The sequence below is a fragment of the Enterococcus sp. FDAARGOS_553 genome, assembly GCF_003812305.1.
Taxonomy (GTDB): domain Bacteria; phylum Bacillota; class Bacilli; order Lactobacillales; family Enterococcaceae; genus Enterococcus_D; species Enterococcus_D gallinarum.
In genome coordinates, this window is the sequence record NZ_CP033740.1 from 2,684,979 (window position 1) to 2,706,514 (window position 21,536).

General features: G+C 41.2%; 16 protein-coding genes and 2 pseudogenes. 2 read left to right on the forward strand and 16 right to left on the reverse strand.

Features of this window, described 5'->3' with window-relative positions; all coding sequences use genetic code 11:
• Position 1: 1 nt before the first annotated feature.
• From EGX73_RS13365 to EGX73_RS13400, 8 genes and pseudogenes are all read right to left on the reverse strand, one after another.
• Positions 2 to 760 carry an ABC transporter ATP-binding protein gene (locus tag EGX73_RS13365; RefSeq protein WP_005473116.1) on the reverse strand — a complete coding sequence of 253 codons (759 nt, stop codon included), beginning with the start codon at positions 758 to 760 and terminating at the stop codon, positions 2 to 4.
• A gap of 94 nt (positions 761 to 854) precedes the next feature.
• Positions 855 to 1,838: a sensor histidine kinase gene (locus EGX73_RS13370; protein WP_005473115.1), complete on the reverse strand. Its 984-nt coding sequence runs from the start codon at positions 1,836 to 1,838 to the stop codon at positions 855 to 857.
• Entirely contained in the window at positions 1,831 to 2,523 is a 693-nt protein-coding gene (locus EGX73_RS13375) for a response regulator transcription factor (protein WP_123867002.1), read from the reverse strand. Before EGX73_RS13375 ends, EGX73_RS13370 begins: the two co-directional genes overlap by 8 nt.
• 104 nt (positions 2,524 to 2,627) lie before the next feature.
• Complete coding sequence (locus tag EGX73_RS13380) at positions 2,628 to 3,677, reverse strand: AI-2E family transporter (protein WP_005471541.1); 1,050 nt, start codon at positions 3,675 to 3,677, stop codon at positions 2,628 to 2,630.
• A 464-nt stretch (positions 3,678 to 4,141) separates the two neighbouring features.
• A pseudogene (locus EGX73_RS13385) lies at positions 4,142 to 5,896 on the reverse strand (1-deoxy-D-xylulose-5-phosphate synthase).
• A 223-nt stretch (positions 5,897 to 6,119) separates the two neighbouring features.
• A complete protein-coding gene (locus EGX73_RS13390) occupies positions 6,120 to 7,448 on the reverse strand; it encodes an NAD(P)/FAD-dependent oxidoreductase (protein ID WP_003126543.1) in 1,329 nt (442 codons plus the stop codon).
• On the reverse strand, positions 7,435 to 8,397 hold the full coding sequence (locus tag EGX73_RS13395; protein WP_123867003.1) for an ABC transporter ATP-binding protein: 963 nt from the start codon (positions 8,395 to 8,397) through the stop codon (positions 7,435 to 7,437). The genes EGX73_RS13390 and EGX73_RS13395 overlap by 14 nt, the downstream gene beginning before the upstream one ends.
• Positions 8,398 to 9,933: an ABC transporter permease/substrate-binding protein gene (locus EGX73_RS13400; protein ID WP_005471534.1), complete on the reverse strand. Its 1,536-nt coding sequence runs from the start codon at positions 9,931 to 9,933 to the stop codon at positions 8,398 to 8,400. It abuts the gene before it with no gap.
• A gap of 170 nt (positions 9,934 to 10,103) precedes the next feature.
• Here EGX73_RS13400 and EGX73_RS13405 point away from each other — a divergent pair.
• Positions 10,104 to 10,685, forward strand: a pseudogene (locus EGX73_RS13405) (hypothetical protein).
• 573 nt (positions 10,686 to 11,258) lie between these two features.
• On the opposite strand, the gene EGX73_RS13410 reads toward EGX73_RS13405, so the two are convergent.
• The 3 genes from EGX73_RS13410 to EGX73_RS13420 all read right to left on the reverse strand — a co-directional run bounded on the left by EGX73_RS13410 (position 11,259) and on the right by EGX73_RS13420 (position 15,657).
• Complete coding sequence (locus tag EGX73_RS13410) at positions 11,259 to 12,485, reverse strand: OFA family MFS transporter (protein ID WP_041120129.1); 1,227 nt, start codon at positions 12,483 to 12,485, stop codon at positions 11,259 to 11,261.
• Positions 12,486 to 12,609: 124 nt separating this feature from the next.
• Entirely contained in the window at positions 12,610 to 15,033 is a 2,424-nt protein-coding gene (locus tag EGX73_RS13415) for a flavocytochrome c (protein WP_123867086.1), read from the reverse strand.
• 18 nt (positions 15,034 to 15,051) lie between these two features.
• The gene (locus EGX73_RS13420; protein ID WP_003126537.1) at positions 15,052 to 15,657 is read right to left on the reverse strand and encodes an NADPH-dependent FMN reductase; all 606 of its coding nucleotides are present in this window, start codon (positions 15,655 to 15,657) and stop codon (positions 15,052 to 15,054) included.
• Between the two features lie 299 nt (positions 15,658 to 15,956).
• On the opposite strand from EGX73_RS13420, the gene EGX73_RS13425 reads away from it, so the two are divergent.
• The gene (locus EGX73_RS13425) at positions 15,957 to 16,871 is read left to right on the forward strand and encodes a LysR family transcriptional regulator (RefSeq protein ID WP_003126536.1); all 915 of its coding nucleotides are present in this window, start codon (positions 15,957 to 15,959) and stop codon (positions 16,869 to 16,871) included.
• A gap of 242 nt (positions 16,872 to 17,113) precedes the next feature.
• Here the strand turns inward: EGX73_RS13425 and EGX73_RS13430 are convergent, their stop codons facing one another.
• From EGX73_RS13430 to ribD, 5 genes are all read right to left on the reverse strand, one after another.
• Positions 17,114 to 18,064 (reverse strand): FAD:protein FMN transferase, encoded by a 951-nt coding sequence (locus EGX73_RS13430; protein WP_003126534.1) that lies wholly within the window; start codon positions 18,062 to 18,064, stop codon positions 17,114 to 17,116.
• Between the two features lie 114 nt (positions 18,065 to 18,178).
• A complete protein-coding gene (gene ribE, locus EGX73_RS13435; protein WP_003126533.1) occupies positions 18,179 to 18,640 on the reverse strand; it encodes a 6,7-dimethyl-8-ribityllumazine synthase in 462 nt (153 codons plus the stop codon).
• A gap of 19 nt (positions 18,641 to 18,659) precedes the next feature.
• A complete protein-coding gene (locus EGX73_RS13440) occupies positions 18,660 to 19,838 on the reverse strand; it encodes a bifunctional 3,4-dihydroxy-2-butanone-4-phosphate synthase/GTP cyclohydrolase II (protein ID WP_005471510.1) in 1,179 nt (392 codons plus the stop codon).
• A complete protein-coding gene (locus EGX73_RS13445; RefSeq protein WP_123867004.1) occupies positions 19,831 to 20,451 on the reverse strand; it encodes a riboflavin synthase in 621 nt (206 codons plus the stop codon). The genes EGX73_RS13440 and EGX73_RS13445 overlap by 8 nt, the downstream gene beginning before the upstream one ends.
• Positions 20,420 to 21,499, reverse strand: coding sequence for a bifunctional diaminohydroxyphosphoribosylaminopyrimidine deaminase/5-amino-6-(5-phosphoribosylamino)uracil reductase RibD (gene ribD / locus EGX73_RS13450; protein WP_005471507.1), 1,080 nt, complete (start codon positions 21,497 to 21,499; stop codon positions 20,420 to 20,422). The genes EGX73_RS13445 and ribD overlap by 32 nt, the downstream gene beginning before the upstream one ends.
• Positions 21,500 to 21,536: the final 37 nt, after the last annotated feature.

Sequence of the window (21,536 nt, forward strand, 5' to 3'; positions counted from 1 at the left end):
CTTACTCCTCCCTTGCAAAGACAGCTGTCATGGTTTCCGAGATTGCTTCTAGAAAAGCGCTATTCGTTCGTTCTCCGCGATAAAGCTGATGGAAGACGTGACCGTCTTTGATGAATAATACTCGTTGCGCGCGGCTTGCAGCAATGGAACTATGAGTAACCATGATGATCGTTTGTCCATTCTGATTGATTTGCTGAAACAACGTCAGCAATTGATCGGAAGTTTTTGAATCTAGCGCCCCAGTTGGTTCATCTGCTAGTAAGAGATCCGGCTTTGTGATAATCGCGCGTGCGACAGCTACCCGTTGTTTCTGGCCGCCGGATAATTCATAGGGATAGTGTTGTAACAAGTCGGTAATTCCCAGTGTTCGCACTAATGGTTGCAGTCGTTGGTCCATTTGTTTGACCGGCACTTTCGATAAGACTAATGGTAATAAGATATTGTCTTTGACAGAAAAAGTATCCAATAAATTGAAATCTTGAAAAACAAAGCCCAAATGATCTCGGCGAAAACTTGCAGCGTCTTTTTCTTTGATGGTCGTCAAATCGATACCATTAAGCGCTAATTCTCCCGCTGTCGGTTGATCTAACGTGGCCATCAAGTTCAGTAGGGTGCTTTTTCCAGATCCTGATTCTCCCATAATGGCGACATATTCGCCTTCTTCTACTGAAAACGTGATATTCTTCAATGCTTCGACCGGCTGGCCGTTCAACTGACTTTGATACACTTTTTTTACTTGTTGAATGTTTAATAGTGGCATTGTTCTCTCCCCCTTCTTTTTTAGCATAAGCTGTTTAGAAGAAAAAAGCGACTTACAATAAAAAACGCAAACTTACAGTGTTGAAAGTTTGCGGTCAAATAAAATTTTTAGTGGGAAAATGGATCGTCACCGTAGTTCCCTTCCCTACTTCGGAGTCAATCGTTAGCTGACAGCCGATTTTTTCTGCTGCTTGCTGGCTCAAATATAATCCTAATCCGCTAGCACGCTGCTGAAAGCGTCCATTTTGTCCTGTATAACCTTTTTCAAAAACCCGCGGCAAATCTTCTTGACGAATACCGATCCCTGTGTCTTGAATCAAAAGACAATTGTTTTCGGTAAAAATCCGGATTCCGCCTTTTTCTGTATACTTCAGGCTATTAAAAAGCAACTGCTCAAAGATAAAAGTCAGCCATTTACGATCCGAAGTAACGGTCAAGTCGATAGCCAAATCCAGTTGCAAGTCTTTTTTTGAAAAAAACAAGGCATATTTTTTGATTGCTTGGTGAATGAGAGGTGCTAACACAATCGGTTCAAAAACAAAGTCATCATTTTTCAAGTTTTGTCGTAAATAATTCAGCATCATTTGCAAATAATCATTCACTTTAAATAGTTCTGCTTTGACTTCAGTGGGCGATAGGCCATCACTTTGCACTAACAAATCCATCGCTGCTAATGGTGTTTTGATCTGATGCAGCCACAATCCGAAGTCTTCGTAGATTTCTTCATTCTTCAAGGCTGCTTGATACTCGGAGGCGGTTTTTTCTTTAGCTTGTCGTTTGATTAGCTGCTGGTATTCTTCTTCGATACTGTTTCGCGCAATCGGCAAGAAAGCCAAAGCTGCTTCAGTGATCATTTTCTTGGCTAATAAGTTTTGTAACTGACGTCTTTTTTGTAGATAACGCATATATTGCCAGACAGAGAAAATACCTAAAATCACTCCTGTGAAAATCACATAATCGATGAAGGGCTCTAAAGGAAGCTCATGGAGAAAGAACAAGCCTAAAAGACCGCTACTAAACAAAATTAAAAACAAATAGAACTTGCCGTAAAGCAAAAAATACTCTTTTAAGTTAATCATAGGCTTGTTCCTTTTCAATCAAATAGCCTTTGTTTTTCACTGTTTGAATCAAATCAGACAATCCAGTTTGACTTAATTTCTTTCGCAAGCGGGTCATGTTAACGGCTAATGTATTATTATCAATAAACTCTTCGCTATTCCAAAGCATTTCAATAATCGTTTCTTTGGGAACGATTTTCCCTTGCTGTTGCAAGAGTATGGAAAGGATTCGAGATTCGTTTGGCGACAGCGGCAAAGATTCCGTTTTACTTTTCAGCAAATTTTCTATTGGATGAAAAGTGACATCTCCTAATGAAAACGTCTGGACTTGTTGATGGGTATATTGGTAGCTGCGGCGCAACAGCGCTTGGATCTTAGCCAAAACAAACGCCAAATCAAAAGGTTTTGTTAGGTAATCATCGGCTCCCATGTTCATTGCCATGATTTGATTCATTTGTTGATCCATTGAAGAAAGAAAAATGATTGGCACTTCAGAAATGTTACGAATTTCTTGGCACCAATGGTACCCGTTGTAATAAGGCAAAGAAATGTCCAAAAGAATCAAGTCGGGACTTACCGCACGAAATTCCTGCAAAATTTCAGCAAATTTTTTGGCGGGATAACACTCATATCCCCATTGTCTTAAATAATCAGCCAGTACTGAAACGATCGTAGCATCATCTTCTACAAGGTATATTTTTTGCATGATTCTCTCCTATCACTAAATTGGTGAAGCTATCACAGACAGTGTACCAGAAAATAAAAAGAAACGTCTAGTTGAGATAAATCATTCTAGACGTTTCTTTTTATTTACACTTTTTCATTCGACTCACTTTTTTTAAGTGCATTGCGGATTGATGGGACTTGCTTGATTTTCATTAGATCTAATAAGAAAGTAAATAGTGGGATCCCCACGATCAGACCCCAGATACCAAAGAGATGCTCACCCAGATATAAAACAATGAACGTATAGAACATGGGAATCTCTGTTTTATGGGACATCAGCCGCGGATTGAGAACATAGGACTCGAGAGCATGAACAAAAATAATGATTAATAAAACATAGACAACATCATTGAGTCCGCCAATCGTATAGGCAATAAAGGTTAATGGAATACAAGAAATGATGACTCCTGCTACTGGAATCAAGCTTAAGAAGAAAATCATCATGGCCAAACTTAACAGCTGAGGAAAGCCCATGACAGCTAAAGCAAGCACTGTGATCACTGTATTAACGATAGCAATCAATAGCTGGGTTTCGATCACACTTCCGAATGCGCGGGTAAATTTCCTTGCGAGATAGTAAACATCCTCAAAAAACCAGGAAGCACTCCCTTGCAAAAAGAGCTGAGAAAATGCCACTGTTTTTTTGTTGTCAATCATAAAGAAAAAACTCAATAAGAAAGAGATCAATACAGTCAAAGCCAATTCACCGAAGTTGTAAAGATAATTGATGACGACGACGACTCCATTTTGGATTTTTTGGACATAATCGCTTGTTTGCACCAAATGTAGCAAATACTCTAATAACTCATTGTTAGAGTCTGCTTTTTGATAAAAATCGGTCACTGACTTAACCAGTTGCGCGGATTGGTTCAAAAGAATCGGTGCATACTTGGTAATGACTAAGTAAACCAAAGCGACAACGATCAAGTACAACACGATTGAAAGAAGTTTGATTGACACATTCACTTTCTTGCGTATTAGCTGGACCAGTTTGTAAATCAAATAAGTAAAAATAAAGGTTAATAAAATAATAGTCATCATACTGCGAAGCAGAAATAAGATCCCGCAAAGAAAGATCAGCACTGTCCAACGTCTTAATGGAACATTGGCAACAAACCGATGGTAGTAATTCATGAACACGCTCCTTTTTTCAAGTCGTCAATCAACGACTGTTACTTCATTCCCCAATTAATCTAACCACTTTTTGAAGCAATTATCAACTCAAATCAATTAAGAAGACTATTGTGGGTAGAGTCATATGCTAAAGCAAAAGCAGCCTGCTGTCAGTGGCAACTGGACCAAGTATCGTGAATGAAGGACTGATGATTATTTTCAAAAGATAAATGCCTATTTTTTCGAAAAGTTTATGGTTGTTTTAAGGTTACTATGACACAATAGACCTTGACAGAATAATTTACAGTCTGTCTTAGCGGAAACTAAGGCAGACGCCTTTTTTATCAAAAACTGCCCTTTGTTCGGTTTGTATCGAACAAAGGGCAGTTTAAACGATTCTATATTTATTCTTATCAGTTGTTACTCCTAGACGAATTGTCTGCTTTCCTTAAAAGGACGCTCACTATGCGACTAGCTCACTATGACTAAAGAGACAATTCTTGACGAACTTCTCGAAGAATGGCATCAACGGTCAACCCATTTTCTTGTAGCAACTCATTTGCTTGATAACGGTCATGAAAGGCTTTATCTAAACCAAAATTGACAATTTTGATCGGAGATTTTCCTAAATAACTAGCGACAGCTTGTCCATAGCCTCCTTCAAGAAGGCCATCTTCAAGAGTGAGCAACAATTGATGTGTAGCAATTAAGCCAGACAATGTGTCAGTATCTAATCCAGAAATAAATCTAGGATTAATGACCGTAGGTGTGATCCCAAGCTCGGTTTCTATCATGGCAGCTGCTTTTTTTGCCAGGCCAAGAGCATTTCCTACACCAAGTAAGGCAACTTTGCTGCCCGCTTGAATGAGTTGATTTTTGTTTAGTTGACTGTAATCTGTTTGATCGACACGACCTGATTCTAACGGACCGACAGGAACGCGAATTGCCACTGGGTGTTGGGATTGGTCAATAGACCAATCCAGCATCGCTAAATATTCTTCCTTATTGGTCGGTGCAAGATAAACAAGATTCGGAATATGACTCAAAAATGGAATATCAAAGATCCCTAAATGACTTTCATCATTCATGCCATAAGCTGAAGCGCCATAAACTAAAATAGTTCCCGCCACATTGTTCAAAGACAAATCATGAGAGATTTGGTCAAAACTTCGTTGCATAAAGGTTGAAAAAACTGCCCAAACGGGTTTTGCTCCATTTTTTGCCAGACCGGCAGTCATGGTTGCAGCATGTTCCTCTGCGATCCCAACGTCAACAAATTGACTGCCGGCGATTTTTCGTTGTTCAGGGGTAAAAAGGATCATCGGCGTGCCAGCATTTACTGCAACGACTGTTGGATCCTGTGCCATTTTTTCTAAAAGATAATCGGTCGTTACCGTTGAATAAGTTTCTCCACCAGAATTTGCAAGATAATCCCCTGTTTCAAGACTAAATGGTCCACCAGCATGGAATTTCTCGCGATTTTCTTCGGCAAATTTGAAGCCTTTTCCTTTAACGGTCTGAATATGAAGGACAACAGGATGATTGCTGTCTTTCACTTGTTTGAATAGATGCATCAAGGCTGTCAGATCATTGCCATCAGCAAGATAATAGTAGTCAAACCCTAATGACTTAAAGAAATTGTTTTCCGCTTGACCATTCGTATCTCGCAATGCTCATAAGTTATTGTAGAGACCTCCGTGGTTTTCCGCAATCGACTGGTCGTTATCATTTACAATCACGATAGTGTTTGTTCCAGTCTCCGCGATATTGTTCAATCCTTCATAAGCCAGACCACCAGATAATGAGCCGTCACCAATGACCGCAATTACGTTCCCTTCTTCATTTTTTAAGTCTCGTGCTTTGGCAACCCCATTTGCTAAAGACAATGACGTGGATGTATGCCCCACTGTAAACAAGTCATGGTCACTTTCTTTTGGATTGGTATAACCAGAGACATCGCTATAATGCGCTGGATCCCAGAAGGCTTGACCTCGCCCAGTCAGCATTTTATGAATATAGGTTTGGTGAGAAACATCAAAAATCATTTTATCTCTTGGAGAATCAAAGACAGCGTGTAAAGCAACTGTCATTTCGACAACGCCCAAATTCGGTCCGTTATGTCCTCCATGATGGCTGATTTTTTCTAATAACACGGTTCTTGCTTCCTCACTAACTTGTTGTAGTTCTGCAACGGATAACTTCTTTAAATCTGCTGGATCTGTAATTGATTTTAATAACATCAAAAAACTCCCTTCTCTGTTTGATAGTATACTGCTTCACCTTCACTTTAAGTCAAGAAACTTTTGAAACTTTTTCACGAAAGTAAGCAACAGACAGGTAGAACACATGAACACAAAAAAGCCCACCCTTCAACTTGTCATGGTGATCTGTTTTATCAGCAGAAAAGTTGAAGGAGAGACTCTTTCAAAAGCATTCGTTATGAAACACGATCGTTTTCCAGCGTTAAATGATGTAAGTCAAATCACTTGCAGGAGTTGGATAAGCAAAGATCAGCGCTTCAATTTCTTGGTGAGTGAGCTGTTTTTCCAGAATCAAGTAGCACAAATTAATCAATTCATCTGCGATACTTGAAAGACAGGTAATCGCAATGATTTGTCCCTCTTGATTGTAAACAAGTTTAAGCATCGCAACAGGATCGTTGATGCGACGGTACGTAAACCAATCGGCAAGGTTGATTGTTTCACTATGGATCTGCAGATTTTGAGCGAGCTGTTTTTCACTTTGACCGATCCGAGCCAATTTCAACCCACCAAAGACGATTGTAGGAATCAGGGGATACGTGATTGCAGAACGAGAACCTTTTTGGCTCATTGAAGCGACCGCATATTTTGCTTCAAAACTTGAAACAGGCGTCAGTTTAGGTTGTTCCTTATCCAATACATCTCCACAGGCAAAAACTCGTGGGTTCGATGTTTGTAAATAGTCATTGACTTTGATCCCGCGTTTGGAATAATCAACTCCTGCATTTTCTAAGTGTAAGGATTCAACATTTGGGATGCGTCCAGCAGCACTTACCACGTAATCGGTGTCCAGCTCAAAGCCTGTACCTTGCAGCGTGTATCCTTCATTGATTTGGCTGATGCTTTCAATCTCTACATTGAAATGAAAGGAAATTCCTTGCTTTTGTAATTGCTCAACAAAGGCATTCACCAATTCTTGATCAAATGCTTTCAGTGGTCTGTCGTTATGATGAATAATGTGTACCTCTGCTCCTGCTGCTTGAGCGATTGTCGCAAGTTCAAAAGCAACATACCCCGCTCCTAAAAAAGTGATTTTCGCGGGCATTTTTTCCATTGCAAGAAAATCGGTGCTTGTATGCAAATATTCTTGTCCTTTAATCGGGAGTAGCGCAGGTCGTTGTCCTGTAGCAATCAAGAACTGATCAGCTGAAACGATTTCTGAACCAATCCGCAGCGTTTGTTCATCGATAAATCCCGCTTCTCCTTCATAGGTCGTGATTCCAGTATCCACTAAGCCCTGCTTCGTCTGTGTGGGAACAGTGTCCGTGTAACTGCGCTTGAAAGCCATCAAAGTTTTCCAGTCAATACCCAGCTCTCCAGTGATCCCTTTTCCTGCTAAGTGAGCAGCCTTCGCCTTTGCTTCAACGGCACTCATTAAAATCTTCTTGGGGTCGCACCCGCGGTTGGGGCAAGTTCCTCCCCAGAGATCGGCTTCAACGATTGCGACAGTCTTCCCTTGCTCGCTGAAAGAATAAGCCGCAGCAGTTCCGGCTGGTCCACCACCCACAACGATTACATCATAGTTTTGCATCTTGCTCCTCCTGACTTAGAAAATGAAAGATATCTGTACGGCTAACTTCACCAATCGCTTGTCCTTGTTCTGTAACAACCAAATGTTCGTGGTTGGCCAAGACTTCATATACTTGTGAAAGAGGGACTTTCACATCGAGGGACATTCCCTCTTGTGTAGTTGATTGTTGGTAGTAACCAGAATCAATAATCGCTTGAAGACGTTGTTCTTGCTGTGCTCCTTGTGTTTCGTCAAAAAAGGCGCGAACGAAATCCGTTTTTGGCTCTGTCCGTATTTTTTCAGGCGCATCACATTGTACCAGTCTGCCTTCATTCATCACACCGATTCGATCTCCCAATTTTAAGGCTTCATTCATATTATGGGTAACAAAGACGATCGTATTGCCTAATTTATTATGCAAATCTAATACGAGATCCTGAAGATTGGTTCGAGAAATCGGATCAAGGGCGCTAAAAGGTTCATCCATCAAGATGATGTCCGGTTCTGCAGCCAACGCTCGCAAGATTCCGATCCGCTGACTTTGACCACCTGAAAGTTCAGCCGGCATACGTTTTTTGAACGTCTCTGGTTCAAGTCCAACCTCAGTGAGTAGTTCATCGACACGTTGATTGCGACGATTTTTATCCCAACCGAGCATTTCTGGAATGATTTCAATATTCTCCTTGACGGACATCGTTGGAAATAAAGCAATTTGCTGCAACACGTAACCAATTTTCCAACGTAACTTTTGGAGTTGATAGTCTTTCACTCGTTTTTGTTTGAAGTAAACATTGCCTTCCGTCGGTTCGATCAGCCCATTGATCATTTTAAGGGAGGTTGTTTTTCCGCTTCCTGAGGGACCTACTAAGACAAAGATTTCTCCTTGATGAATGGAGAGATCCAATTCTTTTAATACGACTTGTCCCTCAAATTCTTTGACAACTTGTTTAAATTCGATAATTGGTTCCATTTAGTTTCCCTCCCCAATAATCTTTTCTTTTTTTAGAAATTCACGAGCAACATCTGCCGGTTGTTTTCCTTCCACATTCACTTGATAGTTCATGTCAATCATCTGGTCCTCTGTGATTTTTCCTGATAGTTTTTTCAATGCTTTGACGACTTGCGGATGTTCTGCAGCAAATTCATCTTTCATCAATGCGGCTCCTTGATAAGGTGGAAAGAGCTGTCGATCATCTTCTAAAACGACGAGATTGTATTGTTTGATCTCACTATCTGTCGAATAAGCATCGATCACATCGACATCCTTGCTTTGAATCGCTTGATAGCGCAGTGCCGGTTCCATACTTTGGACAGAATCAAAAGTCAGCCCGTACTGTTTTTGGATCCCGCGATAGCCATCTTCCCGATCAATAAACTCTAAAGTAAAACCAGCCCGAAGCTCTGACTCATGAGCAACTAATTCAGAAATCTTCGTTATACCCAACTCTTCTGCTTGTTCACGACGCATGGCTAAAGCATAGGTGTTTTCGTAGGTCATCGGCTCTAACAGGCGCATATTAAACTGGTCACTAAGCAGTTTTGTTGCTTCTTGATAAGTTGATTCTGGAGAACCATCTATTTGGGTATTTTCTGGGACTTTGACTAGACTTTCTAATACTGTTCCCGTAAACTCGGGATAAATATCAATCTGGTCATTTTCAAGGGCGCTAAATAAGAAACTTGTTTTACCAAAGTTTGGTTTGATCTCGACGGTTAAACTAGGATCTTCTTCTTCGATCACTGCTTGATACATATTGATAAGGATATCTGGTTCTGAACCGAGTTTACCAGCAATCGTTACCGTTTTATTTGAAATAGGATTATACTGTGCGAAAAGAATTCCGCCGATTCCAAGAAAGATAACACCTAAAGAGATCAGTGTGGTTTTCATACTGCGGTTTTGTAAAAAACGAATCAGTCCACTGAATAAGATTGCTAATAGAGCCGAACTAACCGCCCCTATGAGTGTCAAACTCGGATCATTACGGTCGATCCCTAACAAAATAAAGGTTCCCAATCCACCAGCACCAATCAATGCTGCCAACGTGGCCGTTCCAATGATCAACACCAATGCTGTACGTACCCCAGAAATGATGACAGGCATTGCAATAGGTAACTCAACTTTGAAGAGTTTTCGCAAGCGAGACATACCAAATGCATCCGCCGCTTCTTCAATCGACGGATCGATTTCGGAAAGCCCAATATACGTGTTTTGAAAAATGGGCAGTAACGCATAAACTACCAATGCTATTAGAGCGGGAACGGTGCCAATACCAACAAAAGGAATCAATAATCCCAATAATGCCAATGATGGAATTGTTTGTAGAATACTTGTGATCTGTAAAACAAATTCTGCCATTCGTTTCTTTTGGCTCAACAAAATTGCTAATGGAATAGCAATTAAAATGGCTAAAATCAACGCACTCAGCGAAATGGCCAAGTGTTGAAAGATTGCCCGCAGCAACTCCTCCTTTCGCTCGCTAAACGTTTGAATGATTTCGTTCATATATTCCATCCTCCACTATTCTAGTCTGCCTTAAGTATAGCTGAATGCCCAAACGCAACAAAAAGATACGCTCAGCAGGATTGGGAGAAAAGTTGGCCTTTCGCATCTAAATAGGATCCATTATTTCCTGACATTCTGTTACAATAAGTCTAAAAGAATGAGGTGCTTCTATGCCATTACTGGTTTTGATTGGTGCTCAGGCTGTTGGAAAAATGACTGTCGGTCGCGAACTTTAAAAAAGAATTGATGGTAAATTACTATTTAATCATCAAACTATTGATTTATTTGCCAATTATCTTGGGTATACGCCTGCGGCATTTAAGTTGTCTGATTCCACTAGGATCGAACTTTTCAAAGCATTTGTGGCTGGTGAACAGAATACAGTTAAGACAATCATATTTACTGTTTTAGTGGGATTTGATCAGAAAGAAGATATTGCTTTTTTACACAAAATTTGTGAGATCTTTTTAAGCGCTGGACAACCGGTTTATTTTGTTGAACTTGTTGCGCAATTAGAGGAGCGCATCGCACGTAACCGTCAGGAAGCACGTTTAAAAGCGAAGCCGTCAAAACGGGATCTTGCTTTTTCGCATCAAGAACTTCTTACTTTTAATGAAAAATACCGTTTGGAAAGCCATTCGACGGAATTGGCATCCCTTTTTCCAAAAGTAAAAACGATGAAAATCGATAATACTGAGTTGTCACCCGAAATGGTCAGCCAGAAAATTATTGCTAACTTCCAACTTGAATGAAAGATAAGAAGGACACTAATCTTAGGAAAGCAGATTAGTGTCCTTCTTTATTCTTATTTTAGTCAAACATCCGATGTCGCTGTGAAAAAACCATCAGCAAAAGAAAAGACTTCCCCAAGCACTTCTATTACTGATGGTTATTAAAATTCACGTTGCCTTTTTATGATAAGCGACGTGTATTGACACTACCAAATCTATTTTTTCATTCCTTCATGAATATTATGACTATCGTATAAAAATGAATAATCAGCTGATTCGAGTTTCCTTCTATAAAATCATCTTTCTACCTGATATCCTATCACTTAGGGAAAAAATAGTATAATCACTTTTTGCACTGGAACATGAAAAAAAGAAATTAAAGACTTTACCACTTTTTTATTCTCAGTACTTGAAAAGCTACTCCATCTAACTGATCAATCAATCATACTAACTCCTGTCACCGGTACAAGCATTTCTAAGTTGATTGACCATGATCATGGTCAATCAAGTCTGTCAATCCGCATATATCTATATTAGTACTACTGATTATTTATCTTTTTATAGAGACTTATAGCCCTTTCAATGCTGCGCTGCTTATTTGGCGATTGAAACGTTATGTGATTTTTTTAGTTGAACATAAGCAATATTCAAAATAAAGCCGACGACTGCCAAAGCAATTGCTGTATAGAATGCATTTGTAAAATCTCCATTGTTGCTGGCAGCCATTCCTGCTGCTACTCGTGGTCCAAAGAAAGCAGCTGTAGAATAACCAACAAAGACGATTCCATAGTTGACTCCTTGGTTAGCTGGTCCGTAATTTTCCATTACGATCGATGGGAAAACCCCCATCACTCCGCCAAAGCAGAGTCCTAGCCCAATGATTCCCACTGCAAAGATCATCGCTGCACTTGAAAGTGTCAAAACGAGTAAAGATAACGCTACGACACCGTAAATGATCATCAATGTATTGGAACGCCCAATCTTATCAGAAACTGTTCCCCAAATCACTCGACCTAAGCAATTGCTAAAAGAATATAGACTAACATAAAAAGCGGCTGTTGTAGCTGTTAATCCGAACATTTCCTGCCCAATCACAGCAGCATTGGAAGCAATCATCAAACCAGAAAATGCCCCAACACCGAGCATCAAGATAATCAAATAAAAAGCAGGTGTTTTCATCATCTCTTGCCAGGAATAATTTGCTGCGGTTCCTTTAACCGCAGAAGTTTGTGGGACCCATCCTGCTGGACGATAATCTGCAGGGGCTTTTTTGATAAAGAAACTTGCCATTACAACGACGATCATATAAGCAATACCGATAAAACGAAAAGCAGTCAACACATCTCTTGATTCAATAATTGCATTCGCGATCGGTGCGGCGATGATGGCTGCACCGCCCATACCTGCAGTGATCAATCCTGAAGCAAGTCCACGTTTGTCTGGGAATAAACGAATCGTATTACTTAAGCAAGCAGAATAAGCAAATCCTTGACCAAGACCTGAAAGCACACCATAAGTTAGATAGAGCATCCCAGGTGATTCCACAAATCCAGTTAAGAAGAAACCTAGCGCAAATAATAAACCACCAAAAGTAATCGTCCATTTTGCCAATCCACGGTCGGTCAAGAATCCTCCTAAAATCATTGTGATAGGTCCGACAGCAGCATTGATTGTAAATGCCAGCATGATTTCTTCCATTGTCCAATTTTTTAGTTGACTAAGCGGTCCAGCGAAAACGCTAAATGCATAAACGGCACCTGTACATAACAGAACAGCAGTTGAAGCAATCAAGACTAGCCAACGGTTGAGTTTTGTTTCCATGTTTTACCCCCAAAAAATAGTTTTGTTTAAATAAATTGAATGAATACACCTCATGTTACTTATTTCACATAACGTTTTGAAAGAAAATGTGCAGTGCGATTCTCTGCACATTTCTTTTAACCTATTAAAGATTTTCTGCAACTGCTGTCTTACCAGCGATCCGTCCAAAGGTAAAGATATCAGTCAATGAGTTACCACCAAGGCGATTTCCTGCATGGATTCCTCCTGCTACTTCACCAGCTGCATATAGACCTTTGATCACTTGATTTTCTTTTGATAACACATGGGTTTGTGTATCGATCTTTACCCCCCCCATGGTGTGATGTACTGCCGGTTTTCTTGGAGTTGCATAAAATGGAGCAGTCGTTACTTTAAGATCAAACACATCTTTGCCAAATTCAGGATCTTTTCCTGCATCGACATAGGCGTTGTATGCAGTGATCGTTTCTTTCAAGATGGTTGGATCAACATTAATTTGTTCTGCTAATTCTTCAAGGGTATCGGCGCGGAATAATGTTCCGTTAGCTACTTGTTTGTCGATTTTTTCTTGGGACGTATTGTACGCTGTTTTCTTGATTTCTTCATCAGCAATCAAATAGAATAGGCCACCATTATCGATTGCTGCTTGTGTCAATACATCACGGCTTTCATATTCATTGACGAAACGTTTGCCTTCTTGATTGACCATCACAAAGTTTGCGGGAGGTACTTGCAGACCGCTGAATAATGCTCCCGTATTCGGATCAGATACCGGCATCATTTGTGAGAAGCCCATTCCAACTAGATCCGCACCGGCACTTTCCCCTAGTTTGATACCATCCCCTGTGATTGCCGGCGAATTGGAAGTTTTGATGTCATCTTCGATTTCAGTCCAATACGTGTTGTACTGCTTCAGCATTTGTGTATTCGCACCGAAGCCACCAGAAGCTAAGATAACTGCTTTGGCATGGATCGTTACTTTTTGTCCATTGCGACCTTCCCCAATGATCCCTACGACTTGTCCCTCTTCGATGATCAATTCTTTGACTGGTGTGTCAGTAAGAATTTTTCCACCATTTTCATTGACGAAATTGTGTAGGGCAGAAACAAAAGCGTACCCTTCATTTTTCAATGGTTTATGGCCTCGGCGCCATTTTGCTCCAACTGGCATATCGACATGTTTGTAATCAAATTCAACGCCGATTTCTTCTAGCCATTTCACAGACTCTAGTGCACGATCAGTTAGGATTTTTACTAAGTCATATTGACCGTAAATCACATTTCCTTCTAAGTCGGTCCGTTTGCCGCCTAAATAAGTTTGGATACGATGCCAGATGGCAGAGTCAAATAAGAATTCTTTTTCTGGAGTCGTTGCTTGTAAATACGTTGTGATTTGTTCTTTCAACAATCGAAAATCAGCCAAGTATTCTGCATCAATGGTTGCTTCATCTACGGCAATGATTTCTTCTAGCGCAGCCCGTTCACCTGGAAGCGCAGCAAATGTTTTTTGCCAATCCGGATCTGCGGCATTCATTGGTCCACCCGTGCGAACGGTATTCCCACCGATGGCTGGGTATTTTTCAACTAAAATCACCTCTTTGCCTTCTTGGAGGATACTTGCTGCGGCACTCAATCCTGCCCCACCACCACCGACAACGATGATATCCGTGGTGTAAGTTTCATCTTCCGTTTTTAGCGCACTGGCTGCCTTAGGACGTTTTCTTAAAACATCTGGGTTTGCACCAGCCATTTTCACTGCTTTCGCGACACCATCAACGACACCGTTACTGGTAACGGAAGCACCTGAGATCGCATCGACGTTCAATGTTTGGCCTTCAATGATTTCTTGTGGAACACGCGCAAAGACCACATCTGCGATTCCTTCCGATTCACCGGAAGTATCGATATTGATTGCTTCGATCCGTTCTTCACTTAATGTAACCACCATTGGTAAATCACCATTGTGTCCTGGTGCCGTGACAGTATAATCCCCAGGCTGATAAACTACTTCTTCGGGAACATTCAAGATATTAGCAACTTCTGTAAAGCGAATGAATTTTCTAAAACAGCTTTCCAAAAAGTCAACAGTCCGTTGATCTTTCAGCTGCCCATTTTCATCGAATGCTTGATGCGCACGACCTAAAAGAAATTCATTACCAGGCATAACCGTTGCATTGACACCAGGTGCATCAAGAATTTGACGCAAGTGTAGTTGTGCCCGTGAAGAACCTTGGACGTCATAAGAAGCACCCACGATCATCACTGGTTTGCCATCATACGGGTGTAGATTGAAGGACAACCACTCTAAGACACTTTTTAGTGCGGATGGTATGGAATGATTGTGTTCTGGTGTCGCGATAATCACGCCATCGGCAGCCAAAATTTTTTGATTTAATGTTTGAATGACTTCACTATTGGTTTGATCCTCTGTTTCATTGAACATAGGAACTTGATCAATTTCTAAAATTTCGATTTCTGCTAAATCGGCAAATGCTTGTTGCATATATGTCACCAGTTGGCGATTAGTCGATTTCTTTGCATTTGTACCGATCATACCGACAAATTTCATGGTCATTTCCTCTCTTTCTTATACCTGTTCCCAAGAAAATTTCTTCGAGCGCTCTTTGGCAGTCGAATATTCACTGACGAGACGATTCGTGATTTCCACGAATAATTTGAATTCATTGAAGCAGTCTTCTAATTCAGCGACTTTTTCCTCATCTTTTAAGCATCCATCTTCATCAAAGGCTTGCATCGAATGACCGAGTAAAAATTCGGCACTAGGCATGATTCGTGCTTTGACTTCCGGTGCATCAAGAATTTGGCGAAGATGTGCTTGCGCTCGGGAAGAACCTAAAGCACCAAGTGATGCACCAGTAATCATCACTGGTTTGTCAATCAAGGGACGGGTCGTATAAGAAAGCCATTCAATCATGCTTTTTAGTACTGCTGGAATGGAATGATCGTATTCAGGTGTACTGATAATCACGCCATCAGCAGCCTCGATTTTTTCTGCTAATTCTCGAACTGCTTCAGGTGCTGTTCTGTCTTCTGGTTCATTGAATGCTGGCAGATCTTTGATTTCGCAAAGCTCGATTTCTGCCTGATCTTTGAAATGGGTTTGGATAAATTGCAATAACTGGCGATTGGTCGAACGTGCAGAGTTAGTGCCAACGATTCCGATCAGTTTCATACTCATCTCTCCTAAATGTGATAAATTTAACAATTGATTCGATTATAACTCGCTTTTAGATCAATTGTTTCAAAAGTTAATCGTACAAATAGTCGTCTTAGAAAGATAAAAATGGTCAAACTCAGCTTAAATCTCTCTGATTTCATTCCGATAGAAGGATCTGAAGGACAATTTATTTGTTCCAATTAAGTACTTCTACAGTTTAGTCTGACCATTTACAATTGTGAAATATTTATTTAATTATATTATGATAACTTTTTTGTTATAATAGACATATTTCTACGGAAGGAGCAACTTCTATGTCTCTTAAAGATTCCCATTTGATGCTGCAGTACATCGACACATTACTAAAGTACAATAACTATACCAAAGCAGCGAAAGACCTATTTATTTCTCAGCCTTATCTTACGCAAGCCATCAAAAAAGTCGAACAAGAGTTGGGAACGGCCATCATTATTCGTCAGTCAGGTGTTTTGCATTTGACTGAAGCCGGTAAAATCTATTATCAATACCTTGAAACATTGGAAACCGCTTCCGCGAAATTTCGTCATCGGTTACTGCGCTACACATCACCAGAAACCAAAACATTGCGATTGGGTATCTTGCCCAGTCTGGGCTCGTTCTTGCTCCCACTTTTTTTACCTGACTATTTGGCAGAACACCAGGATGTGTCCGTTTTTTTGCGTGAAGATTTGCCGAAGCACAATGAGAAACGTTTATTAAGTAATCAATTGGATTTTTTTGTTGGCCAGAACCCGGAGACTATTTCACCTAATTTGACGACTTACGCCACAAAGAGTGAAAATTATTTTGCGATCATCCCCCCTATTTCGCCTTTGTATCAAGCAAACAAAAAATTTCTCTCTCAAGACAGTGTTTCAATGAAAGAACTGTTACAAAGCCCGTTGATATTGACGACAAGCGGCTCCGCGATTCGTCGGCAAATTGATCAATTATTGAAAAAGTACAAAGTTGAACCAACCATTCTCGTAGAAAGCAGCAATATTTATACTGCAGCAGCACTTGCTGAAAACAATCTCGGGTTGGCCATCGTTCCTGAAAGTGTTTTGCAAGCAGCGACAATGACGCCTTTCAACCTTTATCCGATACCTGAAGAAATGCTAACGTTAAATTATTTTATCGCTCATCAAGCAGAGCGTCCGTTATCGATAGCTGATCAAAACTTGATTCGCTATTTTCTAGAAAAAGTATGATCGCTAAAACCGCCATCAAAAGTCAAAAAAACATACTCAAAGAAGAAAGAGTCAGAAGTAATGGTATGTCAAACGAGCTAAACAGATTAAGCAGGCACTTTAAGATCGTGCAATTGCCAGGGGGCGCAGTCGTTCTGCTATCTTGTTTCACCAGTTTAAATACTTCATTTTACTTCATTTACCAGACTCTGAAAGCTGCTTTGTCAAGGCAGTTTCGTCTCTATCTTTGAGTATGTTTCAATTTAGACTTTTTGATTCGTTTCAGGTAACTCAATCAGTGGTTGTAGCGTAGAGGGATAAAGCAATTGGCCTTGTCGGGTTACGATTAATCCAGTGATGCCATCGAGTTGGCTGAGTTGTTTCATGATTTCTTCAGGTTTTTTACCAAAGAGACGTGTGGTCCAAATTTCGCCATCCACTGAACGATCGGAAATAATCGTGATACTTGCTAACGCTGATTCTATCGGATAACCGGTTTTACGATTGAAAATATGATGATAGGTCTTACCGTCGACGGTGTGGGAACGTTCATAGATTCCTGAGGTTACGATAGAACGATCGCGGATTTTTAAGGCTGCCACGAAATTTCCTCTTGGCAAAAAAGGATTCTGAATTCCGATACGCCATAAGTGATCCGCATGATTTGGTGTTTCACCAAAGGTAACAACATTCCCGCCCAGATCAATCAAAGCGGCACTGACACCAGATTGCTTAAAAAAATCTGCCAGCTGATCTGCGAAATAGCCTTTGGCCACAGCACCTAGGTCTATTGACATACCGGCAGCTAAGGCAACGCTCTGCTGTTGGTTATCCAATTCGATTCGTTGAGGATCGGTCACCTGTAGTAATTCCGTCACTTTTTCGGCAGTCGGCACTTTGGCATCTGAGAAACCAATACGCCACTCCTGAATCAGGGGTCCCATCGCGATGTTCAAGAAACTATCCTCTGGCAAGCTGTGCTCTTTTGCTAAGGCGATCAAAGCAAACAAGTCTTTGGCTACTTTGGTCGGCTGAATTCCGGCGTTTTGATTGACTTTCATCAGATCTGAAGCAGGATCATTGGCACTAAACCGTTTTTCAAACGCTCTGATTTGTTGGACTGCTGCTTCCAAAATTGGTGTGGGATCTTCATGTTGGATCCAAAGCTGAATGATCGTTCCCATCGCTTTGACTTGTCTTTTTCCTTCTTGCATCCGTTCGTTTCGCCCCTAGTTTTTTTTGTTCATCATAGCAGTTTTTCAGAAAAAATTGAATGCCTTTAGCAAATAAATGCAACTATAAGAAAGTCGCGGACAGGCTTTAAAACATTAAATCACCCGGTTCAATGAAATCATTTCGATCAATCCTTGCGCCGCTTCTGAACCTTTATTGCCCGCTTTGGTTCCGGCCCGCTCGATGGCTTGTTCGATAGTTTCTGTAGTTAGAACGCCAAACATGACTGGAATGTCTGCCGCTAATCCAACTTGGGCCACGCCTTTCGCGACTTCATTGCTAACAAGCTCATAATGGGTAGTCGCACCGCGGATAACTGCACCCAGTGTGATCAAGCCATCGTATTGCTTCACGTTGACTAATTTTTTTGTTATATAGGGAATTTCAAAGGCACCGGGTACCCAGTAAACATCAATGTCTTCTTCTTTTACTCCATGCCGTATCAAATTGTCTTGGGCGCCACTCAAAAGTTTCGCCGTAATAAACTCGTTAAAACGCGCAACCACGATCCCTACTTTCATTCCTTGTCCGTCAAATGTTCCTTCAAATTGTGTCATGTTGTGCTCTCCTTCTTTCTCAAAGTGATAATAAATGATGGAATTTTTCTTTTTTTGTTTGAAGATAACGATTATTTTCTGCAACTGGAGTTATTTCTAACGGAATTCTTTCAGCAACATGAATGCCATGAGCTTCTAACTCGGTGATTTTTTCTGGATTATTTGTCAGCAAGCGAATCGTATCGATGCCAAGAGACTTCAGAATAATCGCCGCAAAACCATAATCCCGTTCATCTGGACGAAAACCTAATTCAACATTGGCTTCATACGTATCCAAGCCTTTTTCCTGTAATTGATACGCCTGCAGTTTCTGTTTCAAGCCGATACCTCGGCCTTCCTGACGCAAATACAAGATGGCTCCGGTACCTTCTTTTTCGATTTGACGCATGGCTTCATGTAGTTGTTCCCCGCAATCGCACCGCTGGGATCCGAAAACATCTCCGGTCAAGCATTCTGAGTGAAGACGAACCAATAATGGTTTTGCGGGATTAGTCAAATCCCCTTTTGCTAATACTAAGTGTTCAAGATGATGCTGATCTTCAAATAAGGTTAAATCGAAGGATCCAAATGCGGTTGGCAATTGAACGGTTAACTGACTTGTTGCCATATAAGTCGCTAACTCTTCGATAGTGATCATCGGCAGCTGCCATTTTTCCGCGAATTGAGCCAATTGTGGGCGGCGAGCCATCGTGCCATCCTCATTTAGAATCTCACAAATATAGGCCGCTTCACTTTGATTGGTCAATTTTGCTAAATCCAATGCAGCCTCGGTATGGCCCCTTCTTTCCAGCACCCCGCCTATTCTTCCGATCAACGGGAAAATATGACCTGGTTTTTGAAAGTCCTCTTCCTTAGTTTGAGGATTAGCCAATGCTCGGATCGTTCGCGCGCGTTCTTCAGCAGAAATTCCTGTTGTCGTTGAACGGTGATCGACACTTATAGTGAAGGCTGTTTTGAAAGTATCCGTATTTTGCGCGACCATTTCAGTTAGCTGCAAGCGGTCAGCTAGTTGAGCTGAGATAGGTGCGCAAATCAACCCTCGAGCAAATTTCGTCATAAAATTCACGCTTTCCATCGTAGCTAGATTAGCGATCCCAACAAGGTCTCCTTCCGCTTCCCGGTCGTCATCATCAGCAACAATAATTAATTGCCCATTTCTTAAATAGTCTAATGCTGTTTCGATTTTATTTTTACTCATAGGACATTTCCTTTCTTCCGCCACGGATCAGTTGATTGGCTTTGACATATTTTCCTAATAGATCTGTTTCAACATTCACTGCTTCACCGCGGTTAAGTCGCCCCAGATTGGTTTGATTTTTGGAATGAGGAATCAGTCCAACGGAGAAATAGCGCAGTGTGGTCTCGATAATCGTCATACTAACCCCATTCAATGCGATAGAGCCCTGTGGAATGATCTCATTTCTCAGTTCGTCGGGATAAGCAAATGTCAGAATCAGCGCATTCTCCAACACACGCTTTTCTAGCAGCGTTGTCGTAGTATCTACATGACCTGCCACCAAGTGTCCTTCCAAGCGGCCGTTGAAAACTAACGCTCGTTCCAAATTGACTTCGTCATTGATTTTTGCGGTCGAAAAGGTGGTTCGTTGATAAGTTTCCGGCATGATCTCGACAGTGAATTCTTGTTTGCCAGTCTTGATCGCTGTCAAACATACGCCATTGATCGCCATACTATCGCCAACCCGATAATCCGTTAACAATGCTTCAGAAGCATGACAAGTCAATGCAATGGTGCGACCACTAGGCACGATCCGTGTGATCTTACCCTTTTCTTGAATGAGTCCGGTAAACATTTTCCTGCCTCCTTCCAACGATCCTTAACTCTTCTCCGACCGGTTCAACAGTGACTTCCGTTAGCGCAAACATCTGATTCACTTCTCGAGAACTAGCAAAACTCGCTGTTCCATTGCCGCCGATAAGTTTTGGCGAAAGATAGGTGATAACTTGATCCCAATAACCATCCGCCAGAAAGGCATCATGAATGCTGCTTCCGCCTTCAACATAAACCGATTGAATCTTGCGTCGATACAATTCTTTCATGACAAACGAGAGAGTCAGTGAAGGCGTGGTAATGATATTCACGTGATTTGAGAAAACAGATTGGACTTTTTTCGTAGTAAAGACCAGTACAGGACTACTGGTATCCTCAAAAAGAGTTAGCTGCTGTTTCAAGGTTTCTCCTTTACGATCTAGGACCACTCGATAAGTCGGAAAGGCAGCCTCTGTCCGCAAAGTAGGATTATCGATTAAGGCAGTGCGGCTCCCTATCAAAATAGCCTGGTAGTCTGAACGTTCCTGACGAACCCGGCGCAATGCAGCTTCACCGGTTATCCTTGTTCGCTGACCAGCCAAAGCGATTTTTCCATCAAGTGTGGTTGCTTGCTTTAAAGCCACAAAAGGACGTTGCTCTTCGTGATACGTATTATAGTGGCGATTGATTTCACGTACCTCCTTTTCTAAAACACCGGTGATCACTGCTACTCCTTGTGATTCTAAAAACGCTTTGCCCTTGCCAGATACCAACGGATTGGGATCCAATTGACCAATTACCACTTTTTTGATGCCGCTTTGTAGAATAGCAGTTGTACAAGGTGGCTGTTTTCCGTAATGGTGGCAAGGCTCAAGGGTCACATAAATGGTTGAATCAATTAGTTTTTCGGGGGAACTACATGAATCGATGGCGTTCTTTTCCGCATGTGGCTGGCCATAAGCCATGTGGCTGCCTACAGCAACTATTTCCTCATCTTTCACAATGACAGCACCGACTAAAGGGTTCGTGAAGGTTTGTCCTTTGCCTTTTAGTGCTTCGGATATGGCGCGCTTCATATACGTTTCATGCATAAACATTCCTCCTTTCTTTAAATAAAAAGACCTCGTG

Bases quoted from the DNA above. Each gene is read 5' to 3' on its own strand.
- EGX73_RS13440 (WP_005471510.1), bottom strand. From the start codon at position 19,838: ATGAGTAAAAATAAAATCGAAACAGCATTAGACTATTTAAGAAATGGG.
- ribE (WP_003126533.1), bottom strand. From the start codon at position 18,640: ATGACACAATTTGAAGGAACATTTGACGGACAAGGAATGAAAGTAGGG.
- EGX73_RS13430 (WP_003126534.1), bottom strand. From the start codon at position 18,064: ATGCAAGAAGGAAAAAGACAAGTCAAAGCGATGGGAACGATCATTCAG.
- EGX73_RS13365 (WP_005473116.1), bottom strand. From the start codon at position 760: ATGCCACTATTAAACATTCAACAAGTAAAAAAAGTGTATCAAAGTCAG.
- EGX73_RS13370 (WP_005473115.1), bottom strand. From the start codon at position 1,838: ATGATTAACTTAAAAGAGTATTTTTTGCTTTACGGCAAGTTCTATTTG.
- EGX73_RS13410 (WP_041120129.1), bottom strand. From the start codon at position 12,485: ATGGAAACAAAACTCAACCGTTGGCTAGTCTTGATTGCTTCAACTGCT.
- ribD (WP_005471507.1), bottom strand. From the start codon at position 21,499: ATGCATGAAACGTATATGAAGCGCGCCATATCCGAAGCACTAAAAGGC.
- EGX73_RS13400 (WP_005471534.1), bottom strand. From the start codon at position 9,933: ATGAACGAAATCATTCAAACGTTTAGCGAGCGAAAGGAGGAGTTGCTG.
- EGX73_RS13425 (WP_003126536.1), top strand. From the start codon at position 15,957: ATGTCTCTTAAAGATTCCCATTTGATGCTGCAGTACATCGACACATTA.
- EGX73_RS13390 (WP_003126543.1), bottom strand. From the start codon at position 7,448: ATGCAAAACTATGATGTAATCGTTGTGGGTGGTGGACCAGCCGGAACT.
- EGX73_RS13420 (WP_003126537.1), bottom strand. From the start codon at position 15,657: ATGAAACTGATCGGAATCGTTGGCACTAACTCTGCACGTTCGACCAAT.
- EGX73_RS13375 (WP_123867002.1), bottom strand. From the start codon at position 2,523: ATGCAAAAAATATACCTTGTAGAAGATGATGCTACGATCGTTTCAGTA.
- EGX73_RS13445 (WP_123867004.1), bottom strand. From the start codon at position 20,451: ATGTTTACCGGACTCATTCAAGAAAAGGGTAAGATCACACGGATCGTG.
- EGX73_RS13380 (WP_005471541.1), bottom strand. From the start codon at position 3,677: ATGAATTACTACCATCGGTTTGTTGCCAATGTTCCATTAAGACGTTGG.
- EGX73_RS13415 (WP_123867086.1), bottom strand. From the start codon at position 15,033: ATGAAATTTGTCGGTATGATCGGTACAAATGCAAAGAAATCGACTAAT.
- EGX73_RS13395 (WP_123867003.1), bottom strand. From the start codon at position 8,397: ATGGAACCAATTATCGAATTTAAACAAGTTGTCAAAGAATTTGAGGGA.